This is a genomic window from Bacillus sp. SRB3LM, assembly GCF_015712745.1.
In the GTDB taxonomy this organism is placed as follows: domain Bacteria; phylum Bacillota; class Bacilli; order Bacillales; family Bacillaceae_G; genus Bacillus_A; species Bacillus_A thuringiensis_K.
In genome coordinates this window covers 555,077-571,194 of record NZ_VWVQ01000008.1, presented here as the reverse complement: position 1 = coordinate 571,194, position 16,118 = coordinate 555,077, and the positions used below count along the sequence as shown (strand labels likewise).

Sequence of the window (16,118 nt, the reverse complement as noted above, 5' to 3'; positions counted from 1 at the left end):
TGTCTGAAATTTTTCAAGCATATAGCGATACATTTTTTAACAAAAACTAATCGCATTGCTATTTGAATAATAAAGCGATAAAATCCTTCTTAAGAAGTTTTATTAAGAAGGATTTTTTTCTTTGTTTTGTCTTGCTGTGTCAAACTATTGTCACATTTACACTGTGAATAGTATGTTAAAATAGTGAGGTTACGTATACATATTTGAAGGAAGAGGGAGTGACCATTTTGGTGGATCAATCAACAAATCAGAAAAGCTATGCTCCTATTGTGATAACGCTTTCTGTAATTGTAAATGCGATTATATTATTTTTGTTCTTTGGACCTGTTGGCTATGAAGGAGAAGTACATTTTGATGTAACGATTTTACCAATGTTAAACGCGATTTTTAATAGCTTTACGTTCGTATTTTTATTAGCAGCGTTATTCTCTATTATTAAAAAGAATGTGAAAATGCATCGTGGTTTCATCCTTGCAGCATTTACAACAACTTTACTATTTTGTGTGTCGTATTTATCGTATCATTACTTAGCACCGGCAACACATTTTGGCGGAGAAGGATTCATTAAATATGTGTATTTCATCATTTTAATTACACATATTATCCTAGCAGCAATTATCGTACCACTTGCATTGTTTGCGCTTGTATTTGGTTTTACAAATCAATTAACACGTCACCGTAAAATTGTACGTTGGACGATGCCGATTTGGTTATATGTAAGTTTATCTGGTGTTATTGTTTACTTAATGATCTCACCTTATTACCAATAAAAAAATCTCAGCCTGTAGGCTGGGATTTTTTTATTAAGCAAATATTTTTGTGAAATGAAAAAAATATGGTATACAAAAGTATAGTTGCTTTTCATATAGAAGGGATGGTAAAGAAATATGCAAAACTTTGTATTTCGTAATCCAACGAAACTTATTTTCGGTAAAGGTCAATTAGAGCAGTTAAAAACTGAAATTCCACAGTTCGGTAAAAAAGTTCTTCTCGTATACGGGGGAGGCAGCATTAAAAGAAACGGTATTTATGATAATGTAATTTCTATTTTAAAGGATATAAATGCAGAAGTATTTGAATTGACAGGTGTTGAACCGAATCCACGTGTATCAACTGTAAAGAAAGGGATTCAAATTTGTAAAGAGAATGGTGTTGAATTTATTTTAGCAGTTGGTGGAGGAAGTGTGATCGACTGTACGAAGGCAATTGCAGCTGGTAGTAAGTACGATGGAGATGTATGGGATATTGTAACGAAAAAAACATTTGCTAATGAGGCATTACCATTTGGTACTGTACTTACTCTTGCAGCAACAGGATCTGAAATGAATGCAGGCTCGGTAATTACAAACTGGGAAACGAATGAAAAGTATGGATGGGGAAGCCCAGTTACATTCCCGCAGTTTTCAATTTTAGATCCAGTTCATACTGCATCTGTACCGAGAGATCAAACGATTTATGGTATGGTAGATATTATGTCACATGTATTAGAACAATATTTCCATCATGGAACGAATACAGAACTACAAGATTGTTATTGTGAATCTGTTTTAAGAACAGTCATTGAAACAGCACCTAAGCTTTTAAGTGATTTAGAAAATTATGAGCATAGGGAAACAATTTTATATTGCGGAACGATGGCGTTAAATGGCATTTTAGCGATGGGAGTAAGAGGTGACTGGGCAACTCATAATATTGAACATGCAGTTTCTGCTGTTCATGATATACCGCATGGAGGTGGCCTTGCGATTTTATTCCCGAACTGGATGAAACATGTTGTAGAGGAAAATGTAAGTCGTTTTAAACAGTTCGCTATTCGTGTATTTGATATAGAAACAGATGGCAAAACAGATAAAGAAGTGGCATTAGAAGGAATTGAGGCATTGCGTCAATTTTGGACTTCAATTGAGGCACCAGTAACATTGTCTGATTACGCTATTGGAGAAAGTGAAATTGATATAATGGCTAATAAAGCGATGGCGTATGGTGAATTTGGTAACTTTAAAAAATTAAATAAAGATGATGTTCTAAGTATATATAAAGCTTCTTTATAAGTGAATTTAGAAAAGAAACCTATTTGATTGTTTGATCGAATAGGTTTCTTTTTTGATGTTTATAAACGTTTGTGGATGTTTTTGATTATTTTTGATTGTTTATGGTTGATTTTTGTGACCGTTTTCATTATACTGTAATCAAAGAAGAGGTGAATAAAATGTTAACTCCTGAACGTCATCAAATGATATTACAACTTGTAAAAGAACAGAAAGTTGTAAAATTACAGCAATTAGTTGAAAGAACAGAAAGCTCTGAGTCGACAATTCGCCGTGATTTAGCACAATTGGAAAAGCAAAGGTTATTAAAAAGAGTTCATGGTGGTGCTGCTGTTTTAACAGGAAAAGGGAAAGAACCAACGATGGTTGAAAAATCATCCAAAAACATTCAAATAAAACAACAAATTGCTAATTATGCGGCTAGCGTTGTTGACCAAGGTGATTGTATTTATTTAGATGCAGGAAGTACAACATTTGAAATGATTCCATTTTTAATAAATAAAGATGTTACTGTCGTTACGAATGGACTTATGCATATTGAAGCTTTAGTTGAAAATAATATTCGTGCGTATTTACTAGGCGGAATGATGAAGAGTAGGACGAAAGCTTTAATCGGTGCTATGGCACAGGAAAGTATGCAGAAGTATCGTTTTGATAAATGTTTTTTAGGTGCAAATGGTGTACATGAACAGCTTGGCTTTACAACGCCAGATCCAGAAGAAGCGCTCTTAAAACAAATGGCATTAACATTAGCAAACGAAGGATATTTCTTAATTGATGAAAGTAAGTTTTCAGAAGTTGCATTTGCGAAAATTGCAAATGTTGAAGATGCAAATATTATTACAAACCATTTAGAAATTGATTTAGAAAAATATAAAAGACAAACCAATGTAATTGAGGCTGATAAAAAATGATCTATACAGTTACTTTAAACCCATCTATTGATTATGTAGTGCAAGTTTCTTCTTTTGATTTAGGAACAATAAATCGAGCGGAGAAAGATATGAAGTTTCCTGGAGGAAAAGGCATTAATGTTTCTCGTGTTCTTCAGCGTTTAGGTGTTAAAAATATAGCACTTGGATTTACTGGTGGATTTACTGGTCAATTTATTAAAGAGGTATTACAGACGGAAGGTGTAACAACAAACTTCGTCCAAGTAGATGAAGATACTCGCATTAATGTGAAAATAAAAGGGGAAGAAGAAACAGAATTAAATGGCCAAGGTCCTATTGTAACAAAAGAGCAGTTCGAACAGTTAATGAAAAAAATTGAGAGTATGCAACCTGGAGATTGTGTTGTACTTGCTGGGAGTGTACCAGTTTCTATTCCAAGTACCTTTTACGAATCAATTGCTGCGTTTGGAGCTGAAAAAGGTATTCGTGTAGTAGTAGATGCAAGTGGAAGTGCACTGCAACATGTAATTAAAAATAAGCCATTTTTAATTAAGCCAAACCACCATGAACTTGGTGAGTTGTTTGGAGTGGAGCTTTCAACAGTAGAGGACGTTTTACCTTATGGAAGAAAATTAATTAAACAAGGTGTAAAACACGTTATCGTATCGATGGCTGGAGAGGGAGCTTTATTATTTACGGCAGAAGGTATATATGAAGCGACTGTTCCAAAAGGTGTTGTAATTAATTCAGTTGGGGCCGGAGATTCTCTTGTTGCAGGGTTTGTAGGCAAATATGAACAGACAAAAGATATTGAAAAGGCATTTCAATACGGCGTTGCAACAGGGAGTGCAACAGCATTTTCAGCTGATTTATGTAAGAAGGAAAAAGTAGAAGAATTATTGTCGCAAGTAATTGTAGCTAAGCGATAGGGGGAAGCAGCATATGAAAATTACAGAGCTATTAAAAAGGGATACAGTCATTATGGATTTGACAGCTTCAAATAAAGAAGCTGTCATAGATGAATTAGTTGAGAAATTAAACGGGGCAAATCGTTTAAATAGTAAAATGGAATTTAAAGAAGCTATTTTAAAGCGGGAGTCCCAAAGTACGACGGGAATAGGGGAAGGTATTGCAATACCTCATGCGAAGACAAAGGCTGTTAAACAACCATCGATTTGTTTTGGCAGAAGTGTAAGCGGTATCAATTATGAGTCGCTTGACGGACAGCCAGCACACTTATTCTTTATGATTGCTGCAAGTGAAGGAGCGAATAATACTCATTTAGAAACGTTGTCTCGTTTATCGACATTATTAATGGATGAAGGGTTTCGCAAGCAACTATTAGAAGCGAAGGATGAAAGTGAGCTTCTTCAACTATTTGATGAAAAAGAGAATGAAAAAGAAGAAGAGATTGAAGTTGCAAAACCAGAAGGAAATGAACCGTACGTACTTGCTGTTACAGCTTGTCCAACTGGAATCGCTCACACATATATGGCAGCGGATAGCTTAAAAGCAAAAGCGACAGAGTTAGGAATAGCGATTAAAGTTGAAACAAATGGATCAACGGGTATTAAAAACGGTTTAACGAAAGAGGATATTGAACGTGCAACAGCTATTATTGTTGCGGCGGATAAACAAGTAGAAATGAATCGTTTTGCTGGTAAACATGTCATTCAAGTGCCAGTTGCTGATGGGATTCGAAAAACGGAAAATCTGCTTAAACGAGCTGTCAAACAAGATGCACCAATCTTTAAAGGTGTAAAAGAGGACGGGAAGTCAGAAAGTATTGAGGGAGAAAAGGGATTAGGAATTTATAAGCATTTAATGAGCGGTGTAAGTAATATGCTTCCATTCGTTGTTGGTGGCGGGATTTTAATAGCGCTAGCGTTTTCGTTTGGTGGTATAAAGGCGGAAGGTCCTTTAGCTGAATTGTTCATGTCAATTGGTGGAGGAAAAACAGGTGCGTTTTTATTCCTTGTACCAATTTTAGCTGGATTTATTGCAAGTTCTATTGCTGATCGTCCTGGTTTTATGCCTGGTGTTGTAGGTGGATTTTTAGCGGCGAATGCGAATGCGGGATTTTTAGGTGGATTAATTGCTGGTTTCTTAGCTGGATATGTTGTTTTAGGGTTGAAAAGATTATTTTCAGGACTACCAGTACAATTAGAAGGAATTAAACCTGTATTGTTATATCCAGTCTTTGGATTATTGATTACAGGAGTTGTAATGCAAAAAGTAGTAATTCCGCCTGTAGTAGCATTAAATGAAATGTTGACAGGGTGGTTAAATGGTTTAAACGGTACGAATGCTATATTACTAGGTCTTATTTTAGGTGGTATGATGGCAATTGATATGGGGGGTCCAATTAATAAAGCGGCATTTACGTTTGGTATTGCTGCAATAGAAGCGCAGAATTTTGGAGTGCACTCAGCAGTTATGGCTGGTGGTATGGTACCGCCACTTACGATTGCATTCGCAACTACATTCTTTAAATCAAAGTTTACAGAAGCGGAACGTAAGTCTGGTTTAACAAATTATATTATGGGAGCATCATTCATTACAGAAGGTGCGATTCCGTTTGCAGCTGCAGATCCGGTTCGAGTAATCGTAAGTTGTGTTGTTGGTTCAAGTATTGCAGGGGCGTTATCTATGTTATTCCAAATTACATTACCGGCACCGCATGGTGGATTATTTGTAATAGCGTTAGTAAATAAACCGTTACTATATATTTTCTCTATATTAATTGGAACAATTGTCTCGGCTATTATGCTAGGTGTTTGGAAAAAGAAAGTTCAATAACAAATGAAAATAGAGCAGTTTTTAGTAGCTGCTCTCTTTTTATTACAAAAAAATAGGTTAACAATTGAATATTGATGTTTTTTAGTAAAAGATGTAATGAATCGTGAATTTTTTGTAACAAAAAAGTAACACTGTAATTTTTTCTGGAAAAAGTTCTTGCGCTCGTATATGAAAAATATATGAACACCATTGGAAATTGTATTAGAAATACATTTTATTAATATGGGAATTTATGTTACAACTCGTTAATCGTATATTACGAATGCTTTGTAATTGTGTGATTTCCGAAAATTCTAAAAATCTGTTGCTATAATAAAAATACGAAAACAAAGCAAATGGAGGCTATTCATGAAAAAATTATTAGGTATAGCAACAGCAGCAGTTTTTGGTCTTGGGATTTTTGCGGGTTCTGCTAAAGCGGAAACAATTGTAACAACAGACGTATTAAATGTTAGAGAAAACCCAAATGTAGAGTCAAAGCTTGTAGGTAAAGTGTTAAGTGGGAATACACTAGATGTTATAAATACAGAAAATGGATGGACAAAAATTAAGTTGAACGGTAAGGAAGCGTTTGTAAGTGCTGAGTTTACAAAGAGCACATATTATGTAACGGCGGGTGTATTAAATGTTCGTGCTGGAGCGAATACTGATTCTGAAATTTTAGGTAAACTTAATAAAGATGATGTGATTGAAACGACGAATCATGTTCAAAATGAATGGTTACAATTCGACTACAATGGAAAAGTCGGATATGTTCACGTGCCATTTTTAACAGGAACGGCACCTGTAATTGAAAAGAAAGAGGTTGTAGCTCAAGAAGAAGCGCCAGCTAGAACAAATACGCCGGTTAAAAATAATACAGTAGTTAAGAATAAAGAGTCTATTAAGAAGGTAGAATCAAGTAAACCTGTGGTAAAAGAAAAACCGGCTGCAAAACCAGTTGTAAAATCTACTGAAACAAGTGCGCCTGCTGGTGGTCGTGAAATTACGGTAGAAGCGACGGCATATACAGCAGATCCGAGTGAGAATGGTTCGTATGGTGGTCGTGTATTAACTGCAATGGGGCATGATTTAACAGCAAATCCAAATATGAAAGTAATTGCTGTTGATCCGAAAGTAATTCCGCTTGGATCAAAAGTATGGGTAGAAGGGTATGGAGAAGCGATTGCTGGAGACACTGGTGGTGCGATTAAAGGAAATCGTATTGATGTATTGGTCGGTTCAGATGGTAGTGCTAATAGCTGGGGGCGCAAATCTGTAAAAGTGAAAGTTATACAATAGGTTATCGATATTAATATAAAAAGCGGTTGCTTGAATTTATGTAAGCAACCGCTTTTTATGGGTTATTGAAAAGGATAAATAGTTTTACCTGTAATAATTTTATATGCACTGCAAAATTGCGTTTGTATATATTCTGTATTTTCATTTTCTGGATGTAATGTTGTTTCATGGAGAGTAGAATGAAAAGCCCGTAGTAAACAATTTAGGGCGAAGTATAACTCCTCTTGTGAACAATTTTGTTCTTTTGTAGAAGTAGCTAAAATGAGGTCTTTTGTCAAAGATGAAAAATTGATGGTGGATTGTTTCATAGTTAACTCATCCTCTCGAAACTATTTTTATCATGTATATGCAGAATTGGACAAACTATGTTCTTTTTATATATAATTTCATGTACCAAAATGAAAGAACTTGCAATCATGCCGTTAAAATTGGTAAGATTGGGTATAATCAATAGATGGAGTATATTACATAAAGAGAGTTGAATGATATGGGAGAAGTGCAACGTGAAAAAGTTGCTGTCATCATTGGACCAACTGCTGTTGGAAAGACAAAGTTAAGTATCGATCTTGCTAAAGCGTTGAACGGTGAAATTATTAGTGGTGATTCCATGCAGATCTATCGAACGATGGATATTGGAACTGCAAAGGTAACAAAAGCAGAGATGGACGGAATTCCACATTATATGGTCGATATAAAAAATCCGGAAGATTCATTTTCTGTCGCGGAATTTCAAGAACGTGTTCGCAAGCATATTCGAGAAATTACAGAACGTGGTAAATTACCAATTATAGTTGGTGGGACCGGTCTTTATATACAATCTGTTTTATTCGATTATCAGTTTACAGATGATGCTGGTGATGTGATATACCGAGAGCAAATGGAAAAGTTAGCTTTAGAACGCGGTGTGGAATATGTACATAAAAAATTGCAAGAAGTAGATCCAGAAAGTGCGGAGCGTATTCATGCAAATAATGCACGACGTGTCATTCGGGCGTTAGAAATTTTCCACACGACGGGTGAAAAAATGAGTGACCAAATTGAGAAACAAGAAAAAGAGTTACTCTATGATGTTTCATTAATTGGCTTGACAATGGATCGAGAAATGCTATACGATCGCATTAACTTACGAGTGGATTTGATGATGGAACAAGGCCTATTAGAGGAAGTAGAAGGGCTGTATAATAGAGGGATACGAGATTGTCAATCTATTCAAGCGATTGGATATAAAGAAATCTATGATTATTTTGAGAATCGAGCCTCTTTAGAAGATGCGGTATCACAATTAAAGACGAATTCGCGTCGTTATGCAAAACGTCAATTAACGTGGTTCCGTAATAAAATGGACGTCACGTGGTTTGATGTTACAGACGGTGAAAAAACGTCAGAAATTTTACGATACATAGAAGGAAAGTTACAAGTAAAGTCGAATAATAGTAAGTAGAGAAAAAGAGGAGGATTCGACATGAAGCAATCAATCAATATTCAAGATCAGTTTTTAAATCAACTCCGTAAAGAAAATACGTTTGTTACGCTGTACTTATTAAATGGTTTCCAGCTTCGTGGACTAATTAAAGGATTTGATAATTTTACAGTCCTGCTGGAAACAGAAGGTAAGCAACAGCTTATTTATAAACATGCAATTTCTACATTTGTACCACAAAAAAATGTTTCAATTGAATTAGAATAGTAATGAATTATTGTACATAACAAAAAAGAGCGAGTTTTGAAGTGACCCCTAAAAGTTAGACACGGTTATTTCATTAGGCAGCTTGATAAAAATGAGTTCGGTATTGTACCGGACTCATTTTTAATTTTGCCTTAATCCGTTTCGTATTATAATAATCTATATATTTTTCTAATTCTATTTTAAAGTGCTCTACATTTTCAAATTCTTTTATGTAGAGGAACTCCGACTTCATAATCCCAAAGAAATTTTCTATTACTGCGTTGTCGTAACAGTTTCCTTTTCGAGACATACTCTGTACGATACCCCTTGATTCAAGTGTGCGGACGTATTGACTCATTTGATAATGCCATCCTTGATCCGAATGCATTAGTAGCTGGTGGTTTTCAGGTAAACGTTCTAATGCTTTCTCTAACATCTCTGAAACAAGTGAATACGTCGGTCTAGAACCAATTGTATAGGTAATAATTTCACCATTATACAAGTCTAATACAGGTGATACATACAGTTTCTCTCCAAACAATTTAAACTCTGTGATGTCCGTTACCCATTTTTGATTCGGGGCATCTGTATAAAAATTACGCTCTAAAATATTAGGTGCAATTTTACCGACTTTCCCTTTATAGGATTTCTATTTCTTCATACGCACAACACACTTTAATCCAAGCTCTTTCATAATGCGCTGAACCTTTTTGTGATTCACTTTCTGATCACGATTCGTTAACTCATCACGAATGCGACGGTAGCCATAACGACCTTCATTTTCCTCATAAATCGCTTTAATTTCAGCTTTCAAATCGGCATCTTGATCCGGACGATTCATTTTCTTTACTAAATCATAATACGTACTCCGTGGAATACCAGCTAGCTCCACGAGTGCCTTCACCGAATATTTATGCCTTAATTCATAGACTACTTGCGCCTTGTCTTGCTTCGTGATTTTTCCTTGTTTTGAACTAAGGCATTCAACTTTTTTAAGTACTCATTTTCCATTTCAAGCTGTTTAATACGTGCTTCAAGTGCTTCGACTGACCCGTCAGCTAAAGTTTGTTTTAATTGTTTATTTGAATCTTTTTTCATGGATGGACGCCCCTTTTTTTTAGATTGAAGGGCATCAATTCCTTGTGTTTCGAGCTGTTTTTTCCAAACAGAAATCGTTGAAGGGGCAGGAATGTTAAAGATAGCTGCCGTCTCAAATAAGGACATACCGTTTTCAATCATAAAGTTTAGTACGTCTAGTTTAAATTGTTGTGTGTAATTTGTACATCGTTTTAGAAAAGCTTCTATACCATTTTGTTTATATTGGTTTACCCAATTCAAAATAATTGTGTCACTTATACCAATCGATTTACCCATTTCTCGATAACTTTCATTTCCGTTCAAATAACGTAGAACGATTTGTATTTTTTCATCAGCTGTAAATTTAGCCATAGAAAAACTGCACCCCAATTGTTAGACTGTGTCTAACAATTGGGGTGCAGTTCACTTTTGGTTGCTCTTTTTTATATGAACATGGTTTATTCATATGTATTGATCGTGTAAAAAAAGCATATATATGAAAAATGAATATACAAAGTATATAACAATATCTGATGAATTGGTCATTTTGAGAAAATAAGGAGTGGGATGCGGATGGATAGCTCTTCTAATAGTACTTTATCAAATGGGAAAGAAGAAGTAGAGAAGATTGAATACATTAAAATGGATTTAAAAAAACGTATTTAATGTGATGATCAAGGGAAGATCGGCTAAAAAAGTTAAAGGAATTTCTCAACGACAGAACGCTTCTTTTTTAGTTTATTAAAAAGAAGGACGGATGTATGGATATTGAAGAACCTGTATAGGAGATTTGAAACAGTTGGAGGGGAATGGGGGAATGAAAATGGAACTAACAAAGCTTGAGAAAGCTATGGTTATTAGTACATTCATTACAGCGTTGGGCAGAGAGGAATTGGAGATGTGTATAGATGAATATTCACTAGAACAGCTGGAGGAGGAACTAGAAGAGATATTGTATGAATCAACCTTAAAACAAATGATGGTGGCTGGGAGAAGTGGAATTAACAAAATTATTCAAGAGTTATTAGGAGATAGTTGATAAATACCAATGAATTTATATAAAACGAAACAATAAAAGTATAAACTCTACGACAGTGGTGAGTAGAGGAGACTCCATGAGCAAGTAAAGAATTGTTCCAACTATGAGCGGCGGTGTAAGAAGATACAGCGCGTTGTCCATCATAGAATAAAACTAGAACATCATCCGGAATTTGCATTAAAAATAGAAAGTCTTAAAACAGTTTGTGTGGATTTTCATAATAAAGAATACGATTGAATATTCAAAAAGAAATTTAACAAATGGGAACATGATGAAAAATGGTGAAAAAGAATCGGCAATAACAATACCCTTCTTAAAATATTTTATCAAAAAATGATTTAAGAGGTACCAGAGGAGGCAGGCAACTGTCAGGTTATTTTCGAAATTACGCACGTAGGTGGCATTTAACCGTATATATGAATATTGTTGAGTTTTAAAAATGGTATTAACAACTGTTTAGTTTCTATCATAGGGTATTAAGGACCAAATTATAATTTGGTGTAAACAAGGATAAAAAACTGTAAAGAAAAAGGGAGGATAACCTATGTCACAGCCTAATATGCCAAACATTACCCCAAATATATCTTTAACACGAGATGACGTGGTGAATTTATTGCTGGCTTCTATTGCACTGGAAGAGATGGGGTTATCACATATTATTAATGCGGAAGGATAAAAAATTCAATTCGCTTTAGGAACTTTGCCAGGGCAGACGAGGCCTGGGGGGACTTTGCAAGATATTTTAGCGGTCAATCAGAGTGTACAAAGCATGATGGAGACGCTGTTTAAAAAAGAAATGATATTGATGCCCTAGTACAGGTAAATGCTTCTATTCCATTTGATAATGTTGATATTGTAGGATTAGATATTATGTATCCGGCAAATGATGGCATAATAATGTTAAGTGGAAACCAAAGTTATTTAGTATTATATGCTTTACAAACAGCTTTAACTACATAGCCAGTTGCAGGGGCGCTTTATCTTGATACAGTGGAAATACCAGATAGTAAAACTGTCATAAGTTCATCCACACTTGTAAATCAAACCATTATCCGTACAGGTCCTGGTACACACCAACTTGAACTAAGGATTACGCAAAGTACTAATAATCCAGCGAGTGTTGAAAAGGATATAACTAGTTTACAAGTAATAAGGCTTTCTTGATATTTCAACGAATAAACTTGCAAATTATCCAAAGAAAATAATATGTTTATTTATTATCAATTCGCAACTTGTTATACAATGATTAAATAACCTGAGAAAGAGTTGGAACTTACTTTACAATCAATGGTATTAGATGTTCCTTATCCGGCGTTTAGCTGTCGAATGTGGGAACATTTTTTTCGAAAGGGACATATAGAAACAGCTATTTTTTGGTATGAGCGGCTTAAACAAAAATATTATCTAATTGATATGCTTAGTCGGTGGTAAATCAGGCATACTACAAATGGGGTCCTTATCAAAAATTGACTATGCATTATTAATTTTTAGATAATAAGAAAAAAGCGTATTTTCATGAACAGCAGGTGCAATTTTACCAAAATAGAGTGGAAAAATAGAGCGAGCCCTTTTATTTTGATAGTGTTTTGTAAAATACTGGATTGATGGGAAGTTTGTTTAAATGAATAATAATACAATTCTGCCAATTTTACGAATAAGGCCGTATATTTCTTAATTAGAATTACATATAGACAAAGAAATGTTTAAACCCCTAAAAGTGCGGTGTTAATCTATTCTATATAGACTGTTGAATCTTATCTGTTTTTTGCATGGAAATAATATGTTTCTGGATCTTCATAATTGTGAACGTATTTCATAAGGATTCTCCTTTTATTTAAGTGCGTACCTTGGTAATGTAAATTCTTTTTTTATATGGATCGGGAGTTCAACTACTACTAATATTATAGATTTTGCACATTTTATATACTATATGCTGTTCCAATTAGCGATTGTTTAGTTTAGTAAGGTGTTTTTTTCACCCTTTATTGTGTTGTTTATCCAGTTAGAACCGTAATTTTTCTTCGGTTCTTCTATATCTTTTCTATATGGTTCAAAGTCTCTTGATTTTTGAATTTGTCTGGGGCTTGTATTATGTGAAAAGATACATTGAAATGTTAGTTCGTTTTCCTGTATTTCTTCATGTCCTTCAGGAGGAATGAAAATTCTATTAGCAATCATAAAATGATTCTATATAGTTTTAGGATGGAATGGCTATTCTAGAATAAATGAAGTAAGATTTTATCCCGCATTCAGGAGCAGTAAGATTCCTAATTCAGAATTCAGGGAAACAAAGAAATTAGATATGGGGGAAGAATCCCTCCAGGATTAAAGGTATACCTTATTATAGATAATTTAGGCATTGCAACCATTTTTGTTGTGTGTAAAACAAGTAGAAGCATAAATGTAAACAAAGACAAAACGGTACAAGTTAACCCGCTTTATCTTTGTTTTATATGGAGTTAAGTAATAATTAATGAAAACAATCCCGATATTAGTTATGTTTAGAAAATCAAGATAAAGATGAAAAGGATATTTGTGTGATGGAATTGTTATTCGTATTATATGTAAAATGAAGTGCTCGTATACAAAAAATGGTTATCAAAACCATTTTAAGTGTAAGTATGATAAAATGTAGGTGATATGTGTTGGTAAGTATTCTAATTTGGTTTTCTTGCCGAATTAAAATTTTTCTTTTAGTAGAAAAAAGATAAACCATAGCAAGGACTACTAATTAATTTAATTCTTGACTCCAGGAAAACAAGAGAGTGCTTGTATCCGTGTAATTCACCTTTATTTTGAATAGAAATATAATTCTATCTATAGTGCTTAAAACTTTCACAAATTCTGACATAAATAGTCCATTTGAAAAGGAGATAAAGGAAAGGTTAAATCAACAGGTGTTTTGCGAAAGATTAATCATTTAGGTCGAATTGTGATACCGAAAGAAGCAAGAATTCCATTTGGCCATTCACGAAAAAGGTTTATTAGAAATCTTTTTAGAAGGTGAAAAGATTATCCTAGAGAAATATAAAGGATACGATGCATGTCCTATTAGTGGAGAAGTGTCTATAAAAAACATTAAACTAGCGGATGGAAAGCTGACGTTGGGTCCAGAGGGAGTAAAATAAATCTTGGGAGAGTTAGAACAGTATTTGGAAAAACTCTGAGGGGGGAAAACAAATGTTAGATAGAAAAGTACAGACGATTAAAAAGGAAATGATCAGACATACCGTAGCGCTCCAGGAGCGATTGTTACAAGAAGCGATGCCAAAAAAGGGTGTCATTACGTTAATTTTAGTTAACGGCTTTCATATTAAAGGAACGTTAAAAGGATATGATAGGTATGCCGTGTGGATAGAAGCTGATAACAAAAGTCAACTGGTTTATAAACATGCAATTTCTACGATTCGATTCTAACAGAAAAAGAAGCATGAATACCTAGGGTTCCATGCTTCTTTTAATTGTTTTTCTGTTTTATAGGCAGGTACTTTCCCTGCAGGGATTGTTGAATGGGTTTTAATAGTGTATCAACAGTCAGACTTGTTTGTGGTCGTTTTAGTCCTGTTTCGATAGCTACTTTGTAGTATATTTACCTACAATTTCGTATTATTTAAATGTTAACCTTTTATAATTTGAATATCTTTGCTAAGTTTTGTTGGTTTCCTACCGATTTGATATTTGGCCAGAAACCCTATATATTACCTCTCTGAAAATCGATATAATTAAATATAAAAGCAGCTATAACGAAGGGGGCTAGGCTGTTATATGAAATAGGAAGCACTTTGATTGTTGATAGCTATTTTTTATAATTTTCTTTGCTATTAGGACTAGGTTTAGGAATTATCTTGAGTGTAATCATCATGTGGTTAAATGACCTGGTCAAGAAAAACTGGAACATGAAATAGATTATGCAATTGATTTTGAATACTGATACGGAGTCATTCCATTTAATGATGAGTGCGGACGAATGGAATGGTAATACATATAAATAAATTCAGCTACTAACTGAGTTACTTGAGCGAGAGAAATCAGTTTTTCTCCATGCAAACATTCACGTTTAAAGATGCTAAAAAATGATTCGATCACAGCGTTATCCCAACAGTTCCCCTTGCGGGACATACTTTGTTGAATCTTTTGTTGCTTACAAAAATCAGTAACTGTATAACTGGCAAACTGGGATCCTTGATCACTATGAAATAAAATCTTTTTGTGACTTCCATAAACATTTTTAACTTGCTGAATTGTGTCCTTTACTAATTGCGCATCTTGGTGAGTATCCAAAGAGTAACCAAGCACCCGCCGGGTGCTAATGTCTAATGCAGCACAAAAATACACTTTCAATCCATTTACTAAACGAAATTCTGTAATATCACATACAACTGTTGGAACGTCTTTCTTACCAGGTTTAAAGGAGCGCTCTAGTACATTTGGGAATGTATAATGGTCTTGCTTTCTTTTTTTATAATACGTGACAACTTTTGACTTTAATCCAGCTCGACATAAAGCTTGTCTTACTTGAGATAAGCTCACCATAACATCTCTATTTATAAGATAACGGTACAGTTTTCGATACCCCATTCTACCTTTTAAACGTTTAAATTGCATGACAATATAAGCCGCTGTCTTTTTACGTTGTTTCTGACCTTCAGTGGCTTTACGATGAAAATAGTCGTAAAAACCACTCGCAGACACTTGTAATCGATAGCAAAGCCAGCGCACTCCAAATATGTGGTGATATTGTTTGATAAACTGAAAACGTGTTAGTTTTGGTTTTTGGCAAAGAAGGTTGCCGCCTTTTTTAAAAATTCATTTTCCTTTTTTAATGCCTGGATTTCTCTTCGTAAAGAACGTAGTTCTGCCATATCAGTTCCCTTACTATCTAAAAGTGGAGAAGAATATTTTTTTATCCATGAATTAAGAGTCCCATGTCCTAGATCAAATTCTCTTTGAATACTGGAAATTGTACGCCCTTCTTTGATTACCAATTCAACACATTGTTTTTTAAATGTTTCATCATACTGTTTTTTCATCTGAAACACCTCTTATATAGAATAATTTATCTCTATACTGTGTTCCAGTTTTACTGTACCACCTCAAAATGAATAAAAGTAACGAACAGAAAAAGGGCGCTCATAAGAGCGTTTTTTCTGTTTGTAGAATTCTAAACATATTTTATTTTTCAATATACATAGAAAGTATAATTGTACATGTATATGGGTGTCCTGTTTTATTTATTCCTTTCACATCAATTATAAGATTGTATATATCCGATTGCTCTATATGCTGTAACGTAGCAGATAAAATATTTGTATCTA

The 16,118-nt window shown here is 34.3% G+C and carries 13 protein-coding genes and 4 pseudogenes; 13 read left to right on the top strand and 4 right to left on the bottom strand.

The genetic code is table 11. The features are described from left to right. Nucleotides 1–227: 227 nt before the first annotated feature. From F3I02_RS09870 to entD, 6 genes are all read left to right on the top strand, one after another. A complete protein-coding gene (locus F3I02_RS09870; protein WP_000228315.1) occupies nucleotides 228–770 on the top strand; it encodes a DUF420 domain-containing protein in 543 nt (180 codons plus the stop codon). 117 nt (nucleotides 771–887) lie between these two features. Continuing rightward, complete coding sequence (locus F3I02_RS09865; RefSeq protein WP_196477903.1) at nucleotides 888–2,051, top strand: iron-containing alcohol dehydrogenase; 1,164 nt, start codon at nucleotides 888–890, stop codon at nucleotides 2,049–2,051. A gap of 158 nt (nucleotides 2,052–2,209) precedes the next feature. Further along, entirely contained in the window at nucleotides 2,210–2,962 is a 753-nt protein-coding gene (locus F3I02_RS09860) for a DeoR/GlpR family DNA-binding transcription regulator (protein ID WP_000957273.1), read from the top strand. After that, nucleotides 2,959–3,870: a 1-phosphofructokinase gene (pfkB, locus tag F3I02_RS09855; protein WP_000640861.1), complete on the top strand. Its 912-nt coding sequence runs from the start codon at nucleotides 2,959–2,961 to the stop codon at nucleotides 3,868–3,870. The genes F3I02_RS09860 and pfkB overlap by 4 nt, the downstream gene beginning before the upstream one ends. A gap of 13 nt (nucleotides 3,871–3,883) precedes the next feature. Beyond that, the gene (locus F3I02_RS09850) at nucleotides 3,884–5,740 is read left to right on the top strand and encodes a PTS fructose transporter subunit IIABC (protein ID WP_000704596.1); all 1,857 of its coding nucleotides are present in this window, start codon (nucleotides 3,884–3,886) and stop codon (nucleotides 5,738–5,740) included. 348 nt (nucleotides 5,741–6,088) lie between these two features. Beyond that, a complete protein-coding gene (gene entD, locus F3I02_RS09845; RefSeq protein ID WP_196477902.1) occupies nucleotides 6,089–7,021 on the top strand; it encodes a cell wall-binding protein EntD in 933 nt (310 codons plus the stop codon). 62 nt (nucleotides 7,022–7,083) lie between these two features. Here the strand turns inward: entD and F3I02_RS09840 are convergent, their stop codons facing one another. Then, complete coding sequence (locus F3I02_RS09840; RefSeq protein WP_000814428.1) at nucleotides 7,084–7,329, bottom strand: hypothetical protein; 246 nt, start codon at nucleotides 7,327–7,329, stop codon at nucleotides 7,084–7,086. Between the two features lie 179 nt (nucleotides 7,330–7,508). Between F3I02_RS09840 and miaA the strand changes: the two genes are divergently transcribed. Further along, a complete protein-coding gene (gene miaA, locus F3I02_RS09835; protein WP_000504932.1) occupies nucleotides 7,509–8,462 on the top strand; it encodes a tRNA (adenosine(37)-N6)-dimethylallyltransferase MiaA in 954 nt (317 codons plus the stop codon). 21 nt (nucleotides 8,463–8,483) lie between these two features. Next, a complete protein-coding gene (gene hfq / locus F3I02_RS09830) occupies nucleotides 8,484–8,708 on the top strand; it encodes an RNA chaperone Hfq (protein ID WP_000813896.1) in 225 nt (74 codons plus the stop codon). A gap of 73 nt (nucleotides 8,709–8,781) precedes the next feature. On the opposite strand, the pseudogene F3I02_RS09825 reads toward hfq (F3I02_RS09830), so the two are convergent. Next, nucleotides 8,782–10,136, bottom strand: a pseudogene (locus tag F3I02_RS09825) (IS3 family transposase). A 445-nt stretch (nucleotides 10,137–10,581) separates the two neighbouring features. Here F3I02_RS09825 and F3I02_RS09820 point away from each other — a divergent pair. From F3I02_RS09820 to hfq (F3I02_RS09800), 5 genes and pseudogenes are all read left to right on the top strand, one after another. Beyond that, nucleotides 10,582–10,803 carry a hypothetical protein gene (locus F3I02_RS09820; RefSeq protein WP_196477901.1) on the top strand — a complete coding sequence of 74 codons (222 nt, stop codon included), beginning with the start codon at nucleotides 10,582–10,584 and terminating at the stop codon, nucleotides 10,801–10,803. 9 nt (nucleotides 10,804–10,812) lie between these two features. Next, nucleotides 10,813–11,040 (top strand): annotated as a pseudogene (locus tag F3I02_RS09815) (hypothetical protein). Nucleotides 11,041–11,347: 307 nt separating this feature from the next. Beyond that, nucleotides 11,348–11,617, top strand: a pseudogene (locus tag F3I02_RS35105) (alpha-helical endospore appendage domain-containing protein). A 2,088-nt stretch (nucleotides 11,618–13,705) separates the two neighbouring features. Then, nucleotides 13,706–13,931: pseudogene (locus F3I02_RS09805) on the top strand (AbrB/MazE/SpoVT family DNA-binding domain-containing protein). A 52-nt stretch (nucleotides 13,932–13,983) separates the two neighbouring features. Next, nucleotides 13,984–14,220, top strand: coding sequence for an RNA chaperone Hfq (gene hfq, locus F3I02_RS09800; RefSeq protein WP_196477900.1), 237 nt, complete (start codon nucleotides 13,984–13,986; stop codon nucleotides 14,218–14,220). Nucleotides 14,221–14,709: 489 nt separating this feature from the next. On the opposite strand, the gene F3I02_RS09795 is transcribed toward hfq (F3I02_RS09800), so the two are convergent. Together F3I02_RS09795 and F3I02_RS09790 are read right to left on the bottom strand one after the other, a co-directional pair. Next, complete coding sequence (locus F3I02_RS09795) at nucleotides 14,710–15,609, bottom strand: IS3 family transposase (RefSeq protein ID WP_196477923.1); 900 nt, start codon at nucleotides 15,607–15,609, stop codon at nucleotides 14,710–14,712. Next, complete coding sequence (locus F3I02_RS09790; protein ID WP_230876755.1) at nucleotides 15,564–15,833, bottom strand: transposase; 270 nt, start codon at nucleotides 15,831–15,833, stop codon at nucleotides 15,564–15,566. Before F3I02_RS09790 ends, F3I02_RS09795 begins: the two co-directional genes overlap by 46 nt. Nucleotides 15,834–16,118 lie beyond the last annotated feature (285 nt).

Excerpts from the sequence above, each read along its gene's own strand:
- F3I02_RS09865 (WP_196477903.1), top strand. The coding sequence starts at position 888 with ATGCAAAACTTTGTATTTCGTAATCCAACGAAACTTATTTTCGGTAAA.
- F3I02_RS09860 (WP_000957273.1), top strand. The coding sequence starts at position 2,210 with ATGTTAACTCCTGAACGTCATCAAATGATATTACAACTTGTAAAAGAA.
- pfkB (WP_000640861.1), top strand. The coding sequence starts at position 2,959 with ATGATCTATACAGTTACTTTAAACCCATCTATTGATTATGTAGTGCAA.
- F3I02_RS09850 (WP_000704596.1), top strand. The coding sequence starts at position 3,884 with ATGAAAATTACAGAGCTATTAAAAAGGGATACAGTCATTATGGATTTG.
- entD (WP_196477902.1), top strand. The coding sequence starts at position 6,089 with ATGAAAAAATTATTAGGTATAGCAACAGCAGCAGTTTTTGGTCTTGGG.
- F3I02_RS09840 (WP_000814428.1), bottom strand. The coding sequence starts at position 7,329 with ATGAAACAATCCACCATCAATTTTTCATCTTTGACAAAAGACCTCATT.
- miaA (WP_000504932.1), top strand. The coding sequence starts at position 7,509 with ATGGGAGAAGTGCAACGTGAAAAAGTTGCTGTCATCATTGGACCAACT.
- hfq (WP_000813896.1), top strand. The coding sequence starts at position 8,484 with ATGAAGCAATCAATCAATATTCAAGATCAGTTTTTAAATCAACTCCGT.
- F3I02_RS09820 (WP_196477901.1), top strand. The coding sequence starts at position 10,582 with ATGAAAATGGAACTAACAAAGCTTGAGAAAGCTATGGTTATTAGTACA.
- hfq (WP_196477900.1), top strand. The coding sequence starts at position 13,984 with ATGTTAGATAGAAAAGTACAGACGATTAAAAAGGAAATGATCAGACAT.
- F3I02_RS09790 (WP_230876755.1), bottom strand. The coding sequence starts at position 15,833 with ATGAAAAAACAGTATGATGAAACATTTAAAAAACAATGTGTTGAATTG.